Genomic DNA, 21,169 nt, shown 5'->3' with positions numbered 1-21,169 from the left:
GTGCCTGCCAGCGGCCGGCATTACCGGCATTACCGGGTGCCAGTCCCCATCTCATCGATATCCCGGTGAAGGATGCGCCGCACCTCCAGCACCGCCTGTGGGGTCTCCTGCACGCTGTGGCCGGAAATGATCACCTTCTCCGACAGTGCGCCCGGCAGGTGCGCGCTCCAGTACGGCACCAGCCCGTCATCGGACTTTTCCACCGGCAGCTCCGGCTTGCGCTGGGCGATGATCGAGTGGTACTTCAGGCCCGCTTCGATCGGCAGCTGCGCGGACGCCTTCACGAATGGATCGCTGGCCTTGAGATTGTCGATGCTGTTGGGGATCTTGGGCTTGGCCGTACCATCGACCTGCTGTTCGGCCTGCGCCAGCGCCAGGAACACGTCCTCGAACTTGCCGAGGATGGTCAGCGGCAGGCGCACCAGGCGACCGATCAGGCGACCGACCTTGTTGCCGGCGATGTCGGTGCCCTGGTGTGGCGCGGCGATGAAGATCGCGCGCTCCACGTTCGGTTGCGCCTTGAAATGCAGCAGCGGCCCCAGCTTGTTCTGCACCCGCTTCAGGCGCTCGCCCTTCAGGTCGTAGTTGGCCAGCAGGTCATTCCACAGCACGTCGCCAGAGTCGCTGACCAGCAGGCGCGCCAGCACGCCGCCCATGCTGTGCCCGATGTAGACCATGTCCTTCGATGCACGCGTACTGCCATTGGGATCGAAGTGCTTGAGCGTATCGTTGAACGCATTGGCGATCTCGTAGCGGTTCAGCGCGATCGGCGCATTGGTCGGGTAATAGACCTGCCAGACCTGGAACTGCTGGCGCAGCTCGGGGTCGCCCATGATCTCGTTGGCCAGGTTCACCCAGGCTTCCGGGCTGCTGGCCAGGCCGTGCAGCATGAAGATGATGCGGCGGTTCGGGTCCCACGGCTGCATCAGGTAGATGTGCGGTTCGCCGATGCCCTCGCTCATGCCGAACAGGGTGCGCAGTGATTGCCGGGCGAAACCGCTCTGCGCCAGCCACAAGCCGTAGGCAGCCGTGAAGTTGCCGGCCAGCGGCACCTGTTCGCCGTGCAGGGTGATGCGCTCGGTGGCTTCCGGCGAATAGGCATCCAGTTCGACCCGGCGCGTGCGCATCACATCGTCCAGGCTGCTGCCCTCGAAGCGCAGCAGCGCAGTGACGTTGATCGAGGACATCTCGCTGAACTCAGGCACCGAGTCGTCATGGCGATGGCGGCGGCCACGGCGCGCGTCGTCCTCATCCTCCTGCGGCGTCTCGGCCTTGGGGCCATCGGGTGCGATCACCGGCGCGACCAGCTTCGGCGGGTCCATCACCATCACCAGCTCGGCACCGAACCCATCGCGGCGATAGGTACTGCGCAGGCCGACGAAGCTGACCGTGCCAGCCGGCACCAGCTGCGCGGGAATGCTCTTCAGGTTCAGCTGCTGGTAGTTGGAGGCCAGCGACCAGCTGCCGACCGTGAGCGGCTTCGTATAGTCCTCGCCGGCCAGCGCAGCGGCGCGTGCGCGCACGAACAGCACCACCGCCGCCTTCTCTGCCGCGTAGTTGTAGTAGTCACGCACCTGCGTCTGCCGGTCCTCGAAAGCACGATCAGACGGAGACCGGCCGCTGTAGAACAGGTAGGCGTAGGCATAGCGCGCCGCTTCCAGCCAGGCATCCAGCGCCGCATCGCTCATCGGCGGATCGCCGGCAGCGGTCTTCTTCGGGGTCAGCGCCAGCGCTGCCTTCACCCACAGTTCGGACAGCGCCGACAACCTCTGCTCGACATTGAGATCGTCGGTCATCAGCAGCGTGCTGCGGCAGACCAGGAAGTCCTTCTCGCACTGCGACTCGTCCAGGCCTGCCGCGCTGAGCGTCTCGCGCGCGGCCGGGCTGAGCTTGCCGGTGTTGAGCACGTCGGCACGCTTGTTGACCAGCGAATCACTGGATTTGACCTGCTTGACGGTGACCATCGCGCAGCCACTGCTGCCCAGCAGCAGGAAGACGGCGAACAACACCGGCAGCAGGCGCTGCCAGCGGGATGGGAAGAATCGTGTCATTACTGCGGGTCCTGCTCGGTGCCGGGCACGCCCTGGCGGATTGCGGTGGAGAAATTGGCGCCATCGCCCAGGTCCAGCGCACGCTGGGTGATGCGGCCCTTGTCGTGCAGCTCGGCGTACGGCACGCCCGGGGTGAGCGCGCCGACCTCCTGTGCGTACTCGGCCAGGTAACCGGACAACAGCAGGCGGTAATCCAGCGGCAGGCGCGGTGCGATGTGGCGGGCCAGGTCGAAGACGATCGTGGTGCAGTTGCTGGTCAACGTGTTGTAGAAGCCGGGCTTCGCATCCAGTTCACGGGCCTGCGCAATGTACGCAGCGAACAGTTCCTTCAGCTGCGCGCGGTCCATGCCATGCAGCTGGTACAGGTAGACATCCTCGCCACGCGCATTGGTGCGTGTGCGGATGATGTCGGTCTCCTCCGACGCCACCAGGGTCATCTCGAACTTGCGGAAGAAACCGCCCAGTGCCGAGAACGATTCACCGCGTTCCTTGCGGATCTCCAGCGAGAACACCACGTGGCGGCCATCCTCGAAGCCGAACGAGATCAGCGTGTGGGCGATGGCCGGGCCCATCCAGTACGACAGCACCAGGTCGGCCGAGCGCAGCTGGTCCAGGTCGTACTCGCGACGCACCCAGTGCGCGTCATAGTCGGTCTCGGTGCGCCAGGTGAAATCACGCACGTTGTTGAACACCACGTGGCGGCCATCGAAGGACACCACGTGCAGACGCTGCGCGACGTCGTCGGCCCACAGGCGGTCCTGGCGCGGGGTCAGCAGCAACCACCAAAGCACGGCCAGCGCCAGCGACGCGCCGAACATCAGGCCCGACCTGCGTGAACCGCGGCCACGCGCGATCCGCCACGACGCCCACAGGGCAACCAGCAGCCACAGCACGGCCACGCCGATGGCCAACCAGCCCGGCCCCGGCAACTGGTACGCCAGCAGCCCGGTCACCCACAGCGCCGCCAGCGCTGTGGCACTTCCTGTCATCCAACGTCCTGCGGCGTTCACTGGCATCCTGTCGCGGTCTTGAAGCCGCATAGTTAGCCACAAGCCGGATCAGCGTGGCATCTACGGTCCGTTCAGGCTGGCCGGCGCAGGGTCGGCAGCGGCCCTTGCGGCCGCCTTCCACCACACAGGAGCAACGATGGGTATCACGTCCGTGGCCGGCGTTCCGGTCCAACCCCGGCACCGCGCCACCTGCCACTGCGGTACGGTCGAACTGCTGCTGGACCTGCCCGACGGCATCGTCGACCCGCGCCGCTGTGACTGCTCCATGTGCCGCCGCCGTGGCGCCATCGCCGCCAGCGTCACCCGCGCGGGCCTGCAGGTGGTGCGCGGGCAGGACCACCTGCAGCTGTACCAGTTCAACACCCATGTGGCCGAGCACTATTTCTGTGGCGTGTGCGGCATCTACACCCATCACCGGCGCCGCTCCAACCCGGAACAGTACGGCTACAACGTGGCCTGCCTGGAGGGCATCGACCCGTTCGCGCTGGGTGTGATCCCGGTCAACGACGGGGTCAACCATCCCGCCGACCGCACCGCCTAGTGGCGTGTGCGCCGCGGCGGTGCGGCGATCTTCTGCCAGGGGGCCATGCAGCTGCGCCCGGCCCGCACCGGGCGCTTCAGCCAGGGCCGGCGGGGCGTCGCCTGCGGTTCGACGGCGACCGGGGAAGGGACAGGTCTGCGGCCGGGCCAGAGATGATCGAGCAGCCACATGGCAGATCTCCGCGGGGGACGGGAACCGCCTACGCTAGCGACACCTGGGCAAAGGACGGGTGATGGTGCTGCGGCAGCCAGATGACAGCCGCGCCCCCTCAGTCCTGCAGCCGTGACCGGCCCAGGCGGCGCACCAGCACGAAGAACAGCGGCACCAGCACCACCGCCAGCACCGTGCCGGACACCATGCCGCCGATCACGCTCATGCCGATTTCACGGCGACTCACTGCACCCGCACCGGTCGCCAGCGCCAACGGAATCACGCCGGCCACGAAGGCCAGCGACGTCATCACGATCGGTCGCAGGCGCAGGCGTGCGCCCTGCAGCGCAGCCTCCACCGCGGAGCTGCCTGCACGATAACGGGCCTCGGCGAACTCCACGATCAGGATCGCATTCTTCGCCGACAGGCCGATGGTGGTCAGCAGACCCACCTGGAAGTAGATGTCGTTGACGAAGCCTGCCGCCGTGGTCGCCAGCACGGTACCGATTACGCCCAAGGGAATCACCAGCACCACCGCCACCGGCACCGTCCAGCTCTCATAGAGCGCGGCCAGGCACAGGAAGATGAAGGCAATGGAGGCGGTGTACAGCCACAATGTCTGGTTGCTGGCCAATTGTTCCTGGTAGGACAGGCCACTCCACTGCAGGTCGAATCCCGGCTGGTCCGCAACCAGCGCCTGCATGCGCTGCATCGCTTCACCCGAACTGCGTCCTTCCGCGGCGCTGCCCTGGATCTGCATCGCCGGCAGACCGTTGAAGCGCTGCTGCAGCTGCGGCCCGCGCGCCCAGTGGCTGCTGGCGAAGCTGGCGAACGACGCCATCTGCCCATTGCCACCGCGCACATACCACTGGCCGATGTCGTCGGGCACGCTGCGGTACGGCTGGTCGCCCTGCATGTAGACACGCTTGACCCGGCCGCGATCGAGGAAATCGTTGATGTAGCTGCCGCCCCAGGCCGCGGACAGGGTGGAATTGATGTCAGCCTGGGACAGCCCCAGCGCGCTGGCCTGGGCATGGTCGATGTCCAGCCGCAGTTCGGCCTTGTCGCCCAGGCCATTCAGGCGCACCGAGGTGAGCCCATCGTCTTCGCCGGCCGCACGCACCACCTGTTCCTGCGCCGCCTGCAGGGCCACGCGCCCGGCGGCGCTGGTGTCCTGCAACCACAGTTCGAAGCCGCTGGACTGGCCCAGTCCACGCACCGCCGGCGGTGCCAGTACATTGACCTTGGCATCCGGCAAGCTGCGGAAGTAGGCATTGGCACGCGTGATGATCGCCGCAGCGGTGTTGTCGCCGGTACGCTCATCCCAGGGTTTCAGTGCGAGGAAGCCCTGTCCGGCGTTCTGGCCGGTGCCGGCATTGTTGCGGCCGACCACCACGAACACCACGTCCAGGTTCTGCTTCTCGTGCTCCATGAAGTAGCGGCTGATCTGCTCGCCCAGCGCTTCGGTACGCGCCATCGGGGTGCCCTCCGGCGTGGAGAACTGGAAGGTCACCTGGCCCTGGTCTTCCACGGGCAGGAAGCCGGTGGGCATGCGCGCGTACAGCGCAATCATGGCGACCACCAGCAGCAGGTAGAACGCCATCCAGCGCCGCGGCCGGGCGACCACGCCACCGAGCTTTCCCTGATAGGCCAACTGGCTGCGCTCGACACCGCGGTTGAACGCCCTGAAGAAGCGGCCCTGCGGTTTCTGCGCCGAAGAGGGCTTGAGCAGGGTCGCGCACAGCGCCGGGGTCAGCGTCAGTGCGACCAGCGCCGACAGCGCCATCGCCGAAGCAATGGTGATCGAGAACTGGCGGTAGATGATGCCGGTGGAACCACCGAACAGGGCCATCGGCAGGAACACCGCGCCCAGCACCACGGTGATGCCGATCAGCGCGCCGGTGATCTCGCCCATCGATTTTTCGGTGGCCTCGCGTGGCGGCAGGTGCTCGTCGTGGATGATGCGCTCGACGTTCTCCACCACCACGATGGCATCGTCGACCAGCAGGCCGATCGCCAGCACCATCGCAAACAGAGTGAGCGTGTTGATCGTGAATCCGGCGACCGCCAGCACGCCGAACGTGCCCAGCAGTACCACCGGCACCGTGATCGCGGGGATCAACGTGGCACGCAGGTTCTGCAGGAACAGGAACATCACCACGACCACCAGCACGATGGCCTCGATGAGGGTATGGATGACACCCTCGATCGAGACCCGCACGAACGGCGTGCTATCGCGGGGATAGGCGACCTGCAGCCCGGGCGGGAACGTTGGTCGCAGGCGTTCGATCTCCTCACGGACCGCATCCGCGGTGGCCAGCGCATTGGCCCCGGAAGCCAGCGTGACCGAGAAACCCGCCGCCGGATAGCCATTGAGATAGCTGCTGGTCTGATAGTTCTCGGCACCGATCTCCACCCGTGCCACGTCGCCCAGGTGTACGGCGGCGCCGCTGGGAAGCGTGCGCAGGATGATCGCGCGGAACTGTTCGGGCGTCTGCAGGCGCGACTGTGCGGTGACGGTGGCATTCAGGCTCTGCGTTGCGCTGGATGGCAACGCCCCCAGCTCACCGGCGGTGACCTGGGTGTTCTGGGCCTGGATGGCCGTGCGCACGTCGGCCGGCATCAGGTCGTAGGCGCGCAGCTTGTGCGGGTCCAGCCACACGCGCATCGCATAGGCCGAGCCGAACACATTGATCTCGCCGACACCCGGGATGCGGCTGATCGGATCCTGCACGTTGCTGACCAGGAAATCGGAAACGTCCACCCGTTCCATGCGCCGGCTGGTGTCGTACAGCGAGACCACCATCAGCGAGTCGCCCTGCGACTTCGCCACGGTCACGCCCTGCTGCTGCACTTCCTGCGGCAGTCGGTTGATGGCCTGGTTGACGCTGTTCTGCACCTGGACCTGGGCGATATCCGGATTGGCGCTCTGGTCGAACGTGACCGTGATCCGCGCCTGCCCCGATGACGAACTGGTGGAGGAGAAGTACAGCAGGTGATCGATGCCCTTGATCTGCTGTTCGATCACCTGGGTAACGCTGTCTTCCACCGTCTGCGCCGAGGCGCCGGTGTAATTGGCGGTGATGTTGACCTGCGGCGGTGCGATATCCGGGTACTGTTCGACGGGCAGCTGGCTGACGGCGATCGCGCCGAAGGCCATGATGCAGATCGCCAGCACCCAGGCGAATACCGGGCGATGGATGAAGAAGCGCGGCAACATGGCTCAGCCCTTCCCGGCGGCTGTCGGCGCGACTGCCGCCGCGGGCTTCACCTGCACCGCCATGCCATCGGAGAGCCCCTGTGCGCCGGCCACGACCACCCGTTCGCCGGACACGATGCCATCCAGCACCAGCCACTGGTCGCCAATCGCCCGCGCGGTACGGAACAGGCGCAGCTTCGCCTTGCCGCCCTCATCCACCACCCACACCTGCGCCTCGCCCTTCGGGCTGCGGTCCACTGCAGACTGCGGCACCAGCAGCGCCTGCCGCTGCGTGCCCTGCCCCACCTGCGCCCGCACATACATTCCCGGCAGCAGCTGCCCGGCGGGATTGGGAAACCGTGCACGCAGGGTGATGCTGCCGGTTTCCTGCTGCACGTCGATATCGGCAAATTCCAGGGTGCCGGGCAACGGATACTCACTGCCATCGGACAGGCGCAGCCGCACTGCAGCGGTGGTGGCCTGCACGCCTCCGTCGGCGATCGCACGGCGCAAAGCCAGGTACTCGTTGCTGGACTGGGTGATGTCCACGTTCATCGGGTCGACCTGCTGGATCCGCGCCAGCGGATTGGCCTGGCCCGAGGTGACCAGCGCACCCGGTGTGAACAGCGCACGACCGATGCGACCGGCAATCGGCGCGGTAACCGTGGCGAAACCAAGCCGCGTGCGCGCGGTATCCAGGCTCGCCTGTGCCGCCCGCACCGCGGCTGCGGCCTGCTGCCCACTGGCGATGGCGTCATCCACGTCCTGGCGCGCGGCCAGCTGCTCGCCACCCAGCGCCTGCATCCGCTGCGCGCGCAGGCGTGCGGTGACCGCCGCCGCTTCGGCGGTTTTCAGGTTGGCCTGGGCCTGGTTCACTGCCGCCTGGTACAGGGCCGGCTCGATCTGGAACAAGGGCTGCCCGGCATGCACGGATTCGCCCTCTTCGAACAGGCGCTTGACCAGCACGCCATCCACCTGCGGGCGCACATCCGACTCCTGCGATGCGATGGTCCGCCCCGGCAGCTCCTGTTCCATCGCCAACGGCTTCTCCTGCAGGGTCAGCACTTCCACCTCATGAAGCCTGCCGGCCGGCTTGGGCGCCTCCTTGCCGCAGGCCGACAGCAGGCTGAGCAGAACGAGTGCAAACAGCGCCGGCCGGCGCATCCTCAGTGGCCGGGCGTGGCGTGGCAACGGGGTGTGCAGGAGGTTCATCGGTGGCCGGGATTCCGCGCGCCGGGGGGAGACGCTCGGCGCCGAATATAGAAGACCCGTGCGTGGATTCCGGCGAATCGCGCATGAAACATTTTTCATTTGCAGTCACCGCGCGCGGTTGCGAGGATGGCAGCCATCCAACCTGCACACTGGCCCATGCCGCGCGTACTCACCATCGAGGACGACCTTGTCACCGCGGAGGAAATCGCAACCGAGCTGCGCAGCCATGGCTTCGAGGTCGACGTTGCCGTTGATGGCACTGCCGGCCTCGCATTGGCGCGTGCGGGCGACTACGCGGTGATCACCCTGGACCGCATGCTGCCCGGTATCGATGGCCTGGCGCTGGTCACTGCCCTGCGGCGCGAAGGTATCGTCACGCCCGTACTGATGATCAGCGCGCTGTCGGACGTGGACGAGCGCGTGCGTGGCCTGCGTGCAGGCGGTGACGATTACCTGACCAAGCCGTTCGCCTCGGATGAGATGGCGGCCCGCGTGGAGGTATTGATCCGTCGCCAGAGCCAGGCCGGCCCTGCAGACAATGTCCTGCGCGCCGGCGACCTCGAACTGGATCTGATGACCCGTTCGGCCCGGCGTGGCGGGCAGGAGATCAGCCTGCTGCCGACGGAGTTCAAGCTGCTCGAATTCCTGGTCCGCAATGCCGGCCAGGTGGTCACCCGCAGCATGTTGTTCCAGGAAGTCTGGGGCTATCACTTCGACCCCGGCACCAACCTCATCGACGTCCACATCGGCCGTGTTCGCAAACGCATCGAGCAGCCGGGCCGCCCGCAACCCATCACCACCGTACGTGGAACCGGTTATGTCTTCGATGCGCAACCCTGACCAATGGCGCTCGTCCAGCAGCCGCCTGCTCGGGTTGTACTGCATCCTGTTCGTCGCCTGGTCGAGCCTGCTGCTGGGGGTGATGTACTGGCGCATCTCGGACTATCTCAATGACCTGACCGAATCCGGGCTGCAGCAGCGTGCCCATCTGTTCATGGCATTCGACGGCCAGGCACTGGACGATGCATTGCGCGACAGCCAGCGCTTCGACCTGCACCAGGTGTACACCTACGGGTTGTTCGACCGCCGCGGTTCACCCATGGGCGGCACGCTGATCGCCATTCCCGAGGGGCTGCCACTGGATGGCCGCTCGCATCCGGTGCAGGGATGGACGCTGGCCGGCGGCCGGCACGACAGCGGTGGCAACGCGCTGGGCATTGCGACCCGGGATGGGCGGACGCTGGTGTTCGTCCGCCAGAACGGCAAGCTCACTGCGGTCAACAGCATCATCCTCGATGCGCTGTTGTGGGGGGTATCTCTGACCGTCATTCCTGGCCTGGTGGGCTGGCATCTGCTGCGCCGGCGCCCGCTGAAGCGGATCCAGCAGATCGAAGCCGCCACCAACCGCATCGTGGCCGGTGACCTCGGTCAACGCCTGCCGGTATCCAACCGTCGCGACGAGATCGATCGGCTGTCGAGCATCGTCAATGCCATGCTGGAACGCATCGAACAGCTGATGACCGAGGTCAAAGGCGTGTGCGACAGCATCGCCCACGATCTGCGCACCCCGCTCACCCGACTGCGGGCGCACCTGTACCGCATGCGCGTCGGCCTGGACGAGCAGGATCCGCATGCCGACCCGCTGGACAAGGCATTGGCGGAAACGGACATGCTGATGGCGCGCTTCACCGCGCTGCTGCGGGTGTCCGAACTGGAGAGCCACCAGCGACGTTCGGCCTTCGACGAGGTCGACGTTGCCGAGCTGCTACAGGAACTGCACCAGTTCTACCTGCCTCTGGCCGAAGAGAAGCAGCAGTTGCTGGAGCTGCAGGTGGACCCACAGGTTGGCCTGCTGCGTGGCGACCGTGAACTGTTGTTCGAAGCGGTGGCGAACCTGCTGTCCAACGCCCTGCAGTTCACCCCTGCGCACGGCCGCATCCTGCTGCGTGCGGTCGACGATCACGGCGCGCCGAGGATCGATGTGATCGACAACGGGCCCGGCATCCCGCCGCAGGACCGCACGCTGATCTACCAGCGCTTCTTCCGAGGCAGCAGCGGCGCCGGCCAGGGGCCGGGATTCGGCCTGGGCCTGTCGATCGTGGCCGCCATCGCCGGCCTGCACGGCTTCCGGCTGCGCGCAGGCAGCGCCCCGGGCGGTGGCGCCTGGCTGAGCATCCGCGGCGCCTCGGACGGCCTGCCCTGACATCCACCCCGGGCAACTCAATCGCATTTGGGAATCATTTGTATTTGCAGGCAGGCATCCGGATAATCCGCCGTCACCGCCCTTCCCGGATTCCTGACGATGCCCGCCCTGTCGCCGCACCGCCCGATGCTGTACGCGCTCGCCCTGCCCACCCTGCTGGCCTCGGCCATCGCCCAGGCCCAGGACGGCCCGGCGGCACGCACATTGGACAAAGTGACCGTGGTGGCCGAGCGGGCCAGCACCGCGACCAAGACCGACACCGCCCTGACCGAAACGCCGCAGGCGATCAGCGTGGTCACCCAGCAGCTGTTCACCGATCGCGGCGCGCACAACCTGCAGGAAGTGCTGCGCTACAGCGCCGGCGTCACTGCCGATGCCTGGGGCCTGGATACCCGCAACGACGCGACCTCGGTGCGCGGGCTGGACCCGGTGCAGTACCAGGATGGCCTGCGCCGCAGCTATGGGTTCAGCCCCCTCGCCCGCCCGGAAATCTATGGCCTGGAGCGGGTGGAAGTGCTGCGCGGCCCTTCTTCGGTGCTGTACGGTGCCGGCGCCACCGGCGGCATCATCAATGCAATGAGCAAGCGCCCGACCTTCGGCGCCCTCGGTGGCGAGGTAGGCGTGCAGCTCGGCAGTTTCGACCGCAGGCACCTGCAGGGGGACTTCAGCGGCGCCTTGAACGATGCCGGCACGGTTGCCGGACGCTTCGTCGGGCTGCTGCGTGAATCGAACATGCAGACCGATGTACTGAAGGACGACCGCGTCTATCTGGCGCCCTCGGTCAGCTGGCGCGGCGAACGCAGCACGCTCACCCTGCTGGCCAGTTACCAGCATGACAGGACCGGCTCCAGCCAGCAGTTCCTGCCGCTGGCCGCGACCCTGCTGGCACCCCCCGGGCGCCGCCTGGATCCTTCCACCTTCATCGGTGACCCCGACTTCGACCGCATCGACTCGCGCGTCTACAGCCTGACCGCGCTGTTCGACCACCGCTTCAACGATGTGCTCAGCCTGCGCTCGGCCGTACGCTACATCGACGGCAGGACGACGCTGCAGCAGATGTACGTGGACAGCTACAGCAATCCGGCCGATCCGTTCATCGACGCTGCGCGCCGCGTGGTCAACCGCACCGCCTACGGCACCCGCCCGGACGTGCAGATCCTCAGCGCCGACAATGCGCTGCAGTTCGACTTCGCCACCGGTGCCTTCCAGCACCTGCTGCTGGCCGGCGTGGACTACAGCCAGTACAAGGAACAGCTGCAGCGGCTGGATGCCACCGGCACGCCCATCGATATCTACGCCCCGGTGTCGGTCGCGCCGATCGTGCGTGGCTGGGATCGTCAGCCGGACCAGACCTCCACCCAGCTGGGTGTCTATGTGCAGGACCAGATCCGCTGGGCCGACCGCGTCTCGCTGGTGCTGGGCGCGCGCCGCGACCATGCACGCTCCAAAACCGAAGGCCAACCCAGCCAGACCGACAACGCCACCACCTACCGCGCCGGCCTGATCGGCGACCTCGGCGCGGGCGTGTCGCCCTACCTGAGCTACAGCGAATCGTTCCTGCCGGTGGCCGGCCAGGACCTGTTCGGCCAGGCCTTCAAGCCGATGCGCGGCCGTCAGGCCGAGGCCGGCATCAAGTGGCAACCGGCGCGCAACCTGCTGCTGACGATGGCGGCGTACCGCATCACCGAAACCAACCGCCAGACCAACGATCCGGACAACGTATTGAACGTGGTGCAGACCGGGCAGATCCGCTCCAAGGGCGTGGAACTGGAAGGGCAGTTCCAGTTCGCCAACGACCTGACGATCACCGCCGCCGTTGCGCGCAACGAGGCCGAGGTCAGCCGCAGCAACTTCGCGCTGGAAGTGGGCCAGCGCCTCAACGATACCCCACAGGACCTGGCCTCGGCCTGGGTGTCCAAGGGCTTCCAGCTGGACGATGCCGCACGCCTGCGCCTGGGGCTGGGCGTGCGCCATGTCGGCAACACTGTGTCGCTTGGCAATGGCGGGCGCATCATCACCCCTAGCTACACGTTGGCCGATGCCTTGGTGGAAGTGCAGGTGACCGACTGGACGATGGCATTGAACATCACCAACCTCACCGACAAGCGCTACTACGCCCCGTGCCGTACGTTTGGCGACTGCTTCGCCGGCTACCCGCGCGTGATCACCGGCACCATCAGCTATCGGTTCTGAGCATTGCCATTGCCGGCCGCCGCAGCAGCAGGTGCAACAGCACCGCGCATGCGGCGGTCAGCAGTGCCAACAGACGCAGCAGCACCGCCAGCGCCTCGGCACTGGCGTGCTGCAGCTGTGCGCCGCTCATCGCCGGAAGCAGTGCCTGCGCCTGTGCCTGCGCCCCCGTGGCCAGATAGGCACCGGCACGCGCCAGCGACGCGGGCGACGCTCCCTGCAGCTGGTGGCCGATCAGCAGCGCAAGCAGGGCAGTGACTGCGGCCAATGCGATGCCTTCACCGGCCACCCGCACGGCTCCGAAGATGCCCGCAGCCATGCCCGCACGTTGCACCGGTACCACGCTCACCGACAGCCCATCCATCAGCCCCCATGGCAAGGCCGTCCCTGCACCGACCAGCATCAGCAACGGCACCCACTGCGACGGCGACGGCTGCGACGCGTGGCGCGACAACAGGTACAGGCCAGAGGCACAGACCAGCAGTCCCAGCGTGCACAGCCGCGCAGTTCCCACGCGCTCGACCCAGCGCGCGGCCAGCATCGGCAGCACCAGCATCGGCGCGGACAGCGCCAGCATCTGCAGCCCCACCAGCGTCGCGCTCTGGCCATGCACGCCCAGCAGTTGCAGAGGTAGTACGACCAGCAACACCACGTAGCCGAAGCAGGTCGCCACCGGCAGCAGCTGGACACCGAGGAACGCCGGTTGCGAGAACAACGAGAGGTCCAGCAAGGGTGAGCGGTGCAGTCGTTCGATGCAGACGAACACCAGGCCCAGCAGCAGCGTCGCCAACAGCGCCCACTGCACGCGCACGGCATGCGGGCCGAATTCACCCAGCCACAGCAGGGCCAGCGTCAACGCCGCCAGCATCAGGCTGAAGCCCAGCATGCCGCCGATATCCAGCCGGCCGCGCTCTCCATGGCTCTCAGTCAACACGCGCGCGCCCAGTGCAAAGGCCGCCAACGTCAGTACACCACCAGCTGCGAACACACTGCGCCATCCCAGTGCCTGCAGCAGCAGGCCCGCCAGCAACGGTCCAAGCGCCAGCCCCGCACCGAACGTCGTGCCCAGCAGGGCGAAGACGCGGCCACGCGCCGGCCCCTGCCAGCCCTGCGCCAGCGCCGCCGTGCCCGAGGCCAGCGCTGCGGCGGCCGCAACGCCCTGCAGGCCGCGCGCCAGATCCAGCCACAGCAGCGTCGGGGCCATGCATACAGCGGTCGTAGCGGCGGTGAAACCCACCGTGCCCAGCAGGAACAACCGCCGCCGACCATAACGATCGGCCAGGCCACCGGCAGCAAGCAGCAGGCTGCCGAAGGTCAGCATGAAGGCATTGGTCACCCAGGCCAGCGCGGTGGGCGAGGCCCCCGCAGAACGAGCCAGCACCGGCACCGCGACGGCGCCGGCCGAAAAGGACAACGGCAGCGCCAGCGCGGCCAGGCAGACCGCAAGCAGCGTCCAGTGCTGCTGCGTGCGGACAGGTACAGGGAGTATCGAAACCGGGGCCATGCGGGCCTCCATCCATCAGGAGCATTGATGATGGACAGGCCGCTATTCCCGAAAAACAGGCTCTATGATGGACGTTGATTGCGGCGCATTGTTCCGCAATCATGACTGCATGGACTCCATCTCCGCCCTGCTTGCCTTCGTCCGTACCGCCGAGGCCGGCAGCATCGTCGGCGCCGCCCGTGTGCTCGGCCTGTCCGCCTCGGCGGTCGGCAAGCGTATCGCCCGCCTTGAACAGGAACTCGGCACCCGCCTGTTCCATCGCACTACCCGCCGCGTGCACCTCACCGACGAAGGTGAACTGCTGCTGCAACGCTGCCGCCGCGCACTGGATGAGCTTTCCGAAGCACAGGCTGATCTGGCGCAGCGACAGCATGCCCCCAGCGGGCTGCTGCGCATCGGCCTGCCCACCATCGGCTACCGCTTCCTGCTGCCGGTGCTGCCCGGCTTCCAGCAACGCTATCCGCAGGTGCAGCTGGAACTGGACTTCAACGACCGCATCGTTGATGTGGTCAGCGAAGGCCTGGACGCAGTGATACGCAGCGGCGAACTGGCCGATTCCAGCCTGACCGCACGGCGCCTGGGTGGCTTTCGTTTCATGCTCTGTGCGGCGCCGGGCTATCTGCAGGCGCATGGCACGCCCGGTGATGTGAGCGAGCTGCGCATGCATACCGCGCTGCGTTTCCGTTACCCCACCACCGGAAAGCTGCATCCGTGGCAGCTGCCGGGCATCGAAGGCGACGCCGGGGCACGCCTTCCCACGGCGATGACCTGCAACAACATGGAGGCCGTGCTGGCCGCTGCGATCGGTTGCATGGGCCTGGCTTGGATGCCTGACTTCCTCGCAGCCGACGCGCTGGCCGACGGCCGCCTGCATCGGGTACTGCCAGCACTGCCCACGCACCAGGGGCAGTTCTCGTTGCTATGGCCCGGTGGGCGCCATCCCAGTGCACGCCTGCGGGTGTTCATCGACTATGCCGTTGCGCATCTGTTCCGCAACGGCCACGCATAGCCAATCCGCAGGATCGGTTGCAGCCATCAGGAAATTACGCACCACCGGCAACGCCTGTTCCGGGCGCACGCAGAACTGCAGGGCGAAGCGGGCGGCTTCGCCCTCCAGCACGCGATAGGCGATTTCCTGCGGGCGGAAGCTGGCCATGCTGGCCGGGACGATCGCCACGCCGGCGTCCACCGCCACCAGCGACAACACCGCGTGCATGCCCTGCGCTTCCTGCACCACGCGCGGGGTGAAGCCCGCCGCGGTGCACAGGCCCAGCACCTGTGCGTGGAAGCCGATGCCCTCGCCCGCCGGCCATGAAACGAACGGTTCGTCGGCCAGCATCGCCACACTGACGTCCGGCGCGTCGGTCAGCGCATGTGCACGCGGCAGCGCAATCGCCAGGCGGTCATGGTCGAAATCGTGCAGCACCAGCTCGGCGGCGGGAATCGGCGGAATCAGCACGCCGACGTCGATGCGCTGCTCACGCAGCCACAGCTGCTGCTGGCGCGACGTGGCTTCCTGCAGGTGCAGCTGAACGTGCGGGTAGATCTGGCGGAAGCGGCGGATCAAGCCCGGCAGGCGACCATACAGCGCACTGCCCACATAGCCCACGCGCAGGCTGCCGGACTGCCCGGCGGCGGCTTCGCGCGTGCGCTGCAACGCCTGCTCGGCCTGCTGCAGCGTTGCCCGCGCCTCCACCAGCAGCGTCTGCCCGGCCACGGTCAGGCCCAGGGTACGGTTGCCGCGCACGATGAGTTCACTTCCGAGTTCGTCTTCCAGCCGTCGTATTGCCGCCGTCAACGGCGGCTGCGACATGTGCAGGCGGGCTGCGGCACGGTGGAAATGCAGCTCTTCGGCCACGGCCACGAACTGGCGAAGCAGGCGCAGGTCGATCATCTCGATGCAGGCAGTGGGAACCCGCCTAGGGTACGCCCTCAGCCGCGCGCGTCCACGCTGGCGCGGGCAATGGCTGGCCATTGCAGCGCGACTGATTCGATGCTGTCGGCACTGACCGCACGCAGATCGCGCGGATACGCCACATGTTCGGCCTCCTGCAGTCGCAGTGCATGGAACTGCCCGTTGCTGGCGCGCAGCACCCATCCGCCGTCGCGGCAACGCGTGGATGCCAGATAGGCCACGCCCTGCGCGACTGCGTACGGATGCAGTTCGTCGGGCTCGCCGTCGATACCCCACATGCGCGTCTTCGCCACCGGCGAAACCGCATTGACCACGATGCCATGCTCGGCACCTTCCAGCGCCAACACATTGACCAGGCCAAGCGCGGCCAGCTTGCCCATCGCATAGGCGGACAGTCCGCGCTGTGCGTACTGGGGATACAGCGCGCGATCGGAGGTGGTGATGACGATGCGGCCACCGCCCGCCGCGCGCATCGCAGGCCACGCCGCCTGTGCCAGCCACAGCGGCGTCTTCGCCGCCAGGCACAGCATCTGCTCCAACGCCTCGTCCTCGATCGCTTCCAGCGTCTGGTACTCGACCCAGCCCGCGTTGTGGATCAGGAAGTCGATGCGGCCGTGCGCCTGCAGCAGTTCCTGCACCAGCGCATGGCAACCGGCGCGATGGTCGATGGGACCGCTTGCGGCCTGTACCGTCAGACCCTGCGCCTGCAGTGCTTCGACGCTGCGCAGGATGCGCTGCGGATCGGCGCCGCGGCCATCGGTACCGGCACCGACGTCATGCATCACCACCTGCGCACCGCGCTCGGCCAGCAGGCGGCTGTAGGCCAGGCCCAACCCACCCGCGGCACCGGTCACCAGGCCGACCTGGCCCTCAAAGGAAATACGCGACATCGGCTTCATGCGCACAGCTTCAGCCAAGCGCCACCGACAGGGCCAATACCATTGGCCGCACACCACGATACGCGCACGCTATCGTCAAAAAGGGGACGGAGGGGATTAAGTCGTTTCAGGCACAGCGAGGTCAGTTGCGACTTAATCCCCTCCGTCCCCTTTTTTCAGCGGCTGAAGCGGCGCGCGCCGGCGACGCAGATCACCGCGACCACGGTCACCAGCACCATGCTGAGGCTGACCGATTCGTGCAGCAGCAGCGCGGCCAGGGCCAGGCCGAAGAAGGGCTGCAGCAGCTGCAGCTGGCCGACGGCGGCGATGCCGCCCTGCGCCAGCCCGCGGTACCAGAACAGGAAGCCGATCAGCATGCTGAACACCGCCACGTAGCCCAGCGCCCACCACGCCGAGGCACCGACCGCGGTGAACGAGGCCGGGCGCATCAGCACCGTCAGCGGCAGCATCACCGGCAAGGCCAGCAGCAGCGCCCAGCTGATCACCTGCCAACCGCCCAGATGACGGGCGAGCCGGCCACCTTCGGCATAGCCCAACCCGCACACCACGATCGCCGCCAGCATCAACAGATCGGCCTGCAACGAGGCTTCAATGCCGTTGCGCGCGGCATAGCCGACCACGCAGGCACTACCCAGCAATGAGAACAGCCAGAAGGCAGGACGCGGCCGCTCGCCGCCGCGCAGCACGCCGAACACCGCAGTGCTCAGCGGCAACAGGCCGAGGAACACGATGGTGTGCGCCGACGATGCGTGGCGCAGCGCGAGTGCGGTCAACAACGGAAAGCCGACCACCACCCCGAGGCTGACCACTACCAGCCCCGGCAGGTCACTGCGCCGCGGCCACGGCTGACGCAGCAGCAGGAGCAGGCCAAGGCCGAGCACGGCGGCAATGGTGGCGCGTGCAGCAGTGACGAATCCGGCATCCAGCTGCAGCACCGCCAGGCGGGTGGCCGGCAAGGAGCCAGCGAAGATCACCACACCGATGAAGCCATTGATCCAACCACTCGCCGACCGTTCCACGCCTGTACTCCTGAAGGTGCCGGACGATGCCCGGCTGGACCTGTATGGAAGCATCCAGCGCGGGACGACCCCAGCTACAATCCAGTACAGTCGCAAGTAACTGTACTGCCCACACTTCCACTACGGTTCCGCCATGCCGCGTCCGCTTACCCGCATCGAATCGGTCATCCAGACCGTCCGCACCCGCATCAGTGCGCGGCTGGATGGCCCCGGCTCACGCCTGCCCTCGGTACGTGCACAGGCGGCGGCGATGGGGGTTTCGGTCTCGACCGTGGTCGAGGCCTACGAGCGCCTGGCGGCCGAAGGCCTGATCGGTGCGCGCGCAGGCTCGGGCTTCTACGTCAGTGGCCCGGCCACACCGCTGGCGCTGGCCGAGATGGAGCCGTGGCTGGACCGCGCGGTGGATCCGCTGTGGGTATCACGGCAATCGCTGGAGACGCCGGCGGGCCACCTCAAGCCAGGTTGCGGCTGGATGCCCAGTGACTGGCTGTATCACGATGGCGTGCGCCGCGGTCTGCGCCGGCTGGCGCGTGCCGATGCAATGCAGCTGGTCGACTACGCCGGCCCGCTCGGGTTGCCCGCATTGCGCCAGCTGCTGCAACGGCGCAGCGCGGCGCTGGGCATTGATGCACCGATGGAGCAGATCCTGCTGACCGAATCCGGTACGCACGCGGTCGACCTGCTCTGCCGTTTCCTGCTCAAACCCGGCGACTGCGTGCTGGTGGATGATCCGAGCTACTTCAACTACCACGCGCTGCTGAAGGCGCATCAGGTGCAGGCCATCGGCGTGCCGTACACGCACAGCGGCCCGGACCTGGAGGCGTTTGCACAGGCACTGCAAGCGCATTCGCCGCGGCTGTACATCACCAACTCCGGCCTGCACAACCCGACCGGCGCGGTGCTATCCGCGAGCACCGCACACCGCCTGCTGGGCCTGGCCGAACGCAGCGAACTGATCATCGTCGAGGATGACATCTTCGCCGACTTTGAACTGCAGCCGGCACCGCGGCTGGCCGCGCTCGATGGACTGTCACGGGTGATCCACGTCGGCAGTTTCTCCAAGACGCTGTCGGCAGCGTCGCGCTGCGGCTACATCGCCGCGCGCCACGACTGGATCGAGGCGTTGACCGACCTGAAGCTGGCGACCAGCTTCGGCGGTGGCCATCTGGCCGCACAGTTGATGCATATCGCGCTGACCGACAGCGGTTACCGCCGCCACATGCAGTCGATACGTTCGCGCCTGGCCGATGCGCGCCGGCACACGCTGCGGAAACTGCAGACGCTGGGCATCACGCCTTGGCTGCAGCCGGAAGCCGGTCTGTTCCTGTGGTGCCAGCTGCCCGATGGTCGCGACGCCGCCGCACTGGCGCGGCAATGCCTCCGCGAAGGCATCGTGCTGGCACCGGGCAACGCATTCAGTCAGTCGCAGCGCGCGACCGACTATGTGCGTTTCAACGTTTCGCAGTGCCAGGACCCGAGGATCTGGCAGGTACTGGCGCGCGCGCTGCGTTGAGCTGGTAATGCGCGACCAGCGCATCCACCACCACGCGCACGCCCGGCAACTGGCCGCGACGATGCGGCAGCAGCACGCTGGTGGTGACTTCGCCGGCATGCCACGCTGGCAGGACCTGCTGCAGGCGGCCGGCAGCGATTGACGCCGCACACAGGCTGTGTGGCAGCACGGTGATGCCAAGACCCGCTTCGGCCGCCGCGACCAGCAGATGCGATTCATTGCCGACCAGCGCCACCTGCGGCTCCACCTGCACAGTGCGGGCGTCGGCGCTGTGCAGCGTCCAGCGCGTTGCATGGCGCGCGGTCAGCAGGCCGGCATGCGCGCGCAGCTGCTCGGGCGTATCCACTGCCGGCGCGGCTGCCAGATAGCCAGGGGACGCCACCAGCACGATACGCTCGCTACCGAGCATGCGTTGCACCAACCCGGAATCGGGTAGCGGACCGAAGTGGCTGCGCAGGGCGATGTCGATGCCTTCCTGCACCAGGTCGATGAAACGATCACTCACTTCAACTTCGATGCGCAGCCGTGGATAGCGGCGGGCCAACGCGGGCAGGCACGCGGCGAGCTCACCCTGCACCACCGGAATCGAAGCGCTGATGCGCACGGTGCCGCTGGGCTCGGCCTGACGGCCACGGACGATGGTTTCTGCCGCTTCCACTTCCGACAGCGCCGCACGTGCGCGTTCGAAGAACTCCTGGCCGACCTCGGTGAGCGCGAAGCGACGCGAACTGCGTTGCAGCAGCCGCACCTGGAGCTGTTCTTCCAGCAGCGCCACGCGCTTGCTCAGGGTCGAGCGCGGCAGGCCCAGATGGCGCCCGCCTGCAGCGAAGCCGCCCTGCTCCACCGCGGTCACGAACAGGGCCAGATCGTTGAGGTTGAGCATGGACAACGTCCACAGATGTGGACTTCAGGATGCCATTCGAACGGCTTTCGGGGCAATGTCCACGCAGGCACGCTTTCTTCACCCGCCGCATCGCGGCTTGAACCGGAAACCTGCCATGACCCCGATCCTCTTCTACGGCGTGCCCTCGGGCTGCTCGTTCGGCTCCATCGTCGCCCTGGAATGGCTGCGCCAGCCCTATCACCTGTGCCGCATCGACATGCCCGGCCAGGTGCAGGGCGAAGACTACCGCCGCCTCAATCCGCTGGGCGAAACCCCGACCCTGCGAACCGCGCAGGGCGAGCTGCTCAGCGAGAGCCTGGCCATCCTCAACCACCTGGCCGCGAAGGGCATCGCGCAGGGGCTGGGCTTCGCACAGGGCACGTCCGGCTTCGATCGCCTCAACCACCGGCTGGCCTATCTCAACACCAGCTTCTTCGGTGCCTACGCCCCGCTCTGGCATGCGCTGGAACACGCCGGGGGTGATGACGGCGAGGCGCTGCGTGCCTATGGCACCACCAAGGTGCGCCACGCACACCAGGCGCTGGAGCAGATGATCGGCACAGGCCCGTGGCTGCTGGGCGAACAGCGCAGCTTCGCCGATGCGTACTTCGCCGGCATCGCGCGCTGGAACGACTATCACCAGGTGGTCGATCGTCGCGAGTTTCCCAGGGTGCAGCAGCTGTTCGAGCGCCTGCAGGACGACGCCGGCGTGCAGTTCGCCCACGCCATCGAAGCGCAGCAGCCGGCAGCCAGCAGCGGCGGCTTCCTCGGCGAGGTGCGGCTGCAAGACGTGCTTGAGGCAGCAGCGGCCTGAGCCCTGTCCTGCCCGTGCGGCAGCGGCGCGCAATGCCTCTTGCGCGCCGCGCTACAGTGGTATGTC

At 67.2% G+C, this 21,169-nt stretch carries 16 protein-coding genes; 7 read left to right on the top strand and 9 right to left on the bottom strand.

The window, feature by feature from the left end; all coding sequences use genetic code 11:
- Positions 1–29: 29 nt before the first annotated feature.
- Both EZ304_RS14440 and EZ304_RS14435 read right to left on the bottom strand, forming a co-directional pair.
- Positions 30–2,051, bottom strand: coding sequence for an esterase/lipase family protein (locus tag EZ304_RS14440; RefSeq protein ID WP_142807409.1), 2,022 nt, complete (start codon positions 2,049–2,051; stop codon positions 30–32).
- Entirely contained in the window at positions 2,051–3,040 is a 990-nt protein-coding gene (locus tag EZ304_RS14435; RefSeq protein ID WP_142807408.1) for a DUF4105 domain-containing protein, read from the bottom strand. The genes EZ304_RS14440 and EZ304_RS14435 overlap by 1 nt, the downstream gene beginning before the upstream one ends.
- A 157-nt stretch (positions 3,041–3,197) precedes the next feature.
- On the opposite strand from EZ304_RS14435, the gene EZ304_RS14430 reads away from it, so the two are divergent.
- The gene (locus EZ304_RS14430) at positions 3,198–3,602 is read left to right on the top strand and encodes a GFA family protein (RefSeq protein WP_142807406.1); all 405 of its coding nucleotides are present in this window, start codon (positions 3,198–3,200) and stop codon (positions 3,600–3,602) included.
- Between the two features lie 268 nt (positions 3,603–3,870).
- Here the strand turns inward: EZ304_RS14430 and EZ304_RS14425 are convergent, their stop codons facing one another.
- Positions 3,871–6,972: an efflux RND transporter permease subunit gene (locus EZ304_RS14425; RefSeq protein WP_142807404.1), complete on the bottom strand. Its 3,102-nt coding sequence runs from the start codon at positions 6,970–6,972 to the stop codon at positions 3,871–3,873.
- Positions 6,973–6,975: 3 nt separating this feature from the next.
- Positions 6,976–8,163, bottom strand: coding sequence for an efflux RND transporter periplasmic adaptor subunit (locus EZ304_RS14420; RefSeq protein WP_142807402.1), 1,188 nt, complete (start codon positions 8,161–8,163; stop codon positions 6,976–6,978).
- A gap of 156 nt (positions 8,164–8,319) precedes the next feature.
- On the opposite strand from EZ304_RS14420, the gene EZ304_RS14415 reads away from it, so the two are divergent.
- The 3 genes from EZ304_RS14415 to EZ304_RS14405 all read left to right on the top strand — a co-directional run bounded on the left by EZ304_RS14415 (position 8,320) and on the right by EZ304_RS14405 (position 12,559).
- The gene (locus EZ304_RS14415; RefSeq protein ID WP_099553929.1) at positions 8,320–9,003 is read left to right on the top strand and encodes a response regulator transcription factor; all 684 of its coding nucleotides are present in this window, start codon (positions 8,320–8,322) and stop codon (positions 9,001–9,003) included.
- On the top strand, positions 8,990–10,366 hold the full coding sequence (locus tag EZ304_RS14410; protein ID WP_142807400.1) for a sensor histidine kinase: 1,377 nt from the start codon (positions 8,990–8,992) through the stop codon (positions 10,364–10,366). Before EZ304_RS14415 ends, EZ304_RS14410 begins: the two co-directional genes overlap by 14 nt.
- 99 nt (positions 10,367–10,465) lie before the next feature.
- Complete coding sequence (locus EZ304_RS14405; protein WP_142807398.1) at positions 10,466–12,559, top strand: TonB-dependent siderophore receptor; 2,094 nt, start codon at positions 10,466–10,468, stop codon at positions 12,557–12,559.
- Here EZ304_RS14405 and EZ304_RS14400 read toward each other — a convergent pair.
- On the bottom strand, positions 12,543–14,060 hold the full coding sequence (locus tag EZ304_RS14400) for an MFS transporter (RefSeq protein WP_142807396.1): 1,518 nt from the start codon (positions 14,058–14,060) through the stop codon (positions 12,543–12,545). The genes EZ304_RS14405 and EZ304_RS14400 overlap by 17 nt on opposite strands.
- A 109-nt stretch (positions 14,061–14,169) precedes the next feature.
- On the opposite strand from EZ304_RS14400, the gene EZ304_RS14395 reads away from it, so the two are divergent.
- Positions 14,170–15,069 (top strand): LysR substrate-binding domain-containing protein, encoded by a 900-nt coding sequence (locus EZ304_RS14395; protein WP_142807395.1) that lies wholly within the window; start codon positions 14,170–14,172, stop codon positions 15,067–15,069.
- On the opposite strand, the gene EZ304_RS14390 is transcribed toward EZ304_RS14395, so the two are convergent.
- From EZ304_RS14390 to EZ304_RS14380, 3 genes are all read right to left on the bottom strand, one after another.
- Positions 14,980–15,954 (bottom strand): LysR substrate-binding domain-containing protein, encoded by a 975-nt coding sequence (locus EZ304_RS14390; RefSeq protein ID WP_260678117.1) that lies wholly within the window; start codon positions 15,952–15,954, stop codon positions 14,980–14,982. The two genes, EZ304_RS14395 and EZ304_RS14390, sit on opposite strands and share 90 nt — an antisense overlap.
- A gap of 38 nt (positions 15,955–15,992) precedes the next feature.
- Positions 15,993–16,874: an SDR family NAD(P)-dependent oxidoreductase gene (locus EZ304_RS14385; RefSeq protein WP_142807394.1), complete on the bottom strand. Its 882-nt coding sequence runs from the start codon at positions 16,872–16,874 to the stop codon at positions 15,993–15,995.
- 155 nt (positions 16,875–17,029) lie between these two features.
- Positions 17,030–17,893, bottom strand: coding sequence for a DMT family transporter (locus tag EZ304_RS14380; protein ID WP_142807393.1), 864 nt, complete (start codon positions 17,891–17,893; stop codon positions 17,030–17,032).
- 133 nt (positions 17,894–18,026) lie between these two features.
- Here EZ304_RS14380 and EZ304_RS14375 point away from each other — a divergent pair, with 133 nt between their 5' ends.
- Entirely contained in the window at positions 18,027–19,406 is a 1,380-nt protein-coding gene (locus tag EZ304_RS14375) for a PLP-dependent aminotransferase family protein (protein WP_142807392.1), read from the top strand.
- On the opposite strand, the gene EZ304_RS14370 is transcribed toward EZ304_RS14375, so the two are convergent.
- Positions 19,345–20,289, bottom strand: coding sequence for a LysR substrate-binding domain-containing protein (locus EZ304_RS14370; protein ID WP_099553915.1), 945 nt, complete (start codon positions 20,287–20,289; stop codon positions 19,345–19,347). The two genes, EZ304_RS14375 and EZ304_RS14370, sit on opposite strands and share 62 nt — an antisense overlap.
- 115 nt (positions 20,290–20,404) lie before the next feature.
- Between EZ304_RS14370 and EZ304_RS14365 the strand changes: the two genes are divergently transcribed.
- Complete coding sequence (locus EZ304_RS14365) at positions 20,405–21,103, top strand: glutathione S-transferase family protein (RefSeq protein ID WP_142807390.1); 699 nt, start codon at positions 20,405–20,407, stop codon at positions 21,101–21,103.
- The last annotated feature ends 66 nt before the right edge of the window (positions 21,104–21,169 follow it).

This window comes from Stenotrophomonas maltophilia, assembly GCF_006974125.1.
Lineage (GTDB): Bacteria > Pseudomonadota > Gammaproteobacteria > Xanthomonadales > Xanthomonadaceae > Stenotrophomonas > Stenotrophomonas maltophilia_O.
The sequence above is the reverse complement of the archived record's forward strand: the minus strand, read 5'-3'. Positions and strand labels throughout refer to the sequence as shown.

What these genes read in the sequence shown, in the direction of transcription:
- EZ304_RS14440 (WP_142807409.1), bottom strand. Translation starts at nt 2,051, where the DNA reads ATGACACGATTCTTCCCATCCCGCTGGCAGCGCCTGCTGCCGGTGTTG.
- EZ304_RS14435 (WP_142807408.1), bottom strand. Translation starts at nt 3,040, where the DNA reads ATGACAGGAAGTGCCACAGCGCTGGCGGCGCTGTGGGTGACCGGGCTG.
- EZ304_RS14430 (WP_142807406.1), top strand. Translation starts at nt 3,198, where the DNA reads ATGGGTATCACGTCCGTGGCCGGCGTTCCGGTCCAACCCCGGCACCGC.
- EZ304_RS14425 (WP_142807404.1), bottom strand. Translation starts at nt 6,972, where the DNA reads ATGTTGCCGCGCTTCTTCATCCATCGCCCGGTATTCGCCTGGGTGCTG.
- EZ304_RS14420 (WP_142807402.1), bottom strand. Translation starts at nt 8,163, where the DNA reads ATGAACCTCCTGCACACCCCGTTGCCACGCCACGCCCGGCCACTGAGG.
- EZ304_RS14415 (WP_099553929.1), top strand. Translation starts at nt 8,320, where the DNA reads ATGCCGCGCGTACTCACCATCGAGGACGACCTTGTCACCGCGGAGGAA.
- EZ304_RS14410 (WP_142807400.1), top strand. Translation starts at nt 8,990, where the DNA reads ATGCGCAACCCTGACCAATGGCGCTCGTCCAGCAGCCGCCTGCTCGGG.
- EZ304_RS14405 (WP_142807398.1), top strand. Translation starts at nt 10,466, where the DNA reads ATGCCCGCCCTGTCGCCGCACCGCCCGATGCTGTACGCGCTCGCCCTG.
- EZ304_RS14400 (WP_142807396.1), bottom strand. Translation starts at nt 14,060, where the DNA reads ATGGCCCCGGTTTCGATACTCCCTGTACCTGTCCGCACGCAGCAGCAC.
- EZ304_RS14395 (WP_142807395.1), top strand. Translation starts at nt 14,170, where the DNA reads ATGGACTCCATCTCCGCCCTGCTTGCCTTCGTCCGTACCGCCGAGGCC.
- EZ304_RS14390 (WP_260678117.1), bottom strand. Translation starts at nt 15,954, where the DNA reads ATGATCGACCTGCGCCTGCTTCGCCAGTTCGTGGCCGTGGCCGAAGAG.
- EZ304_RS14385 (WP_142807394.1), bottom strand. Translation starts at nt 16,874, where the DNA reads ATGAAGCCGATGTCGCGTATTTCCTTTGAGGGCCAGGTCGGCCTGGTG.
- EZ304_RS14375 (WP_142807392.1), top strand. Translation starts at nt 18,027, where the DNA reads ATGCCGCGTCCGCTTACCCGCATCGAATCGGTCATCCAGACCGTCCGC.
- EZ304_RS14370 (WP_099553915.1), bottom strand. Translation starts at nt 20,289, where the DNA reads ATGCTCAACCTCAACGATCTGGCCCTGTTCGTGACCGCGGTGGAGCAG.
- EZ304_RS14365 (WP_142807390.1), top strand. Translation starts at nt 20,405, where the DNA reads ATGACCCCGATCCTCTTCTACGGCGTGCCCTCGGGCTGCTCGTTCGGC.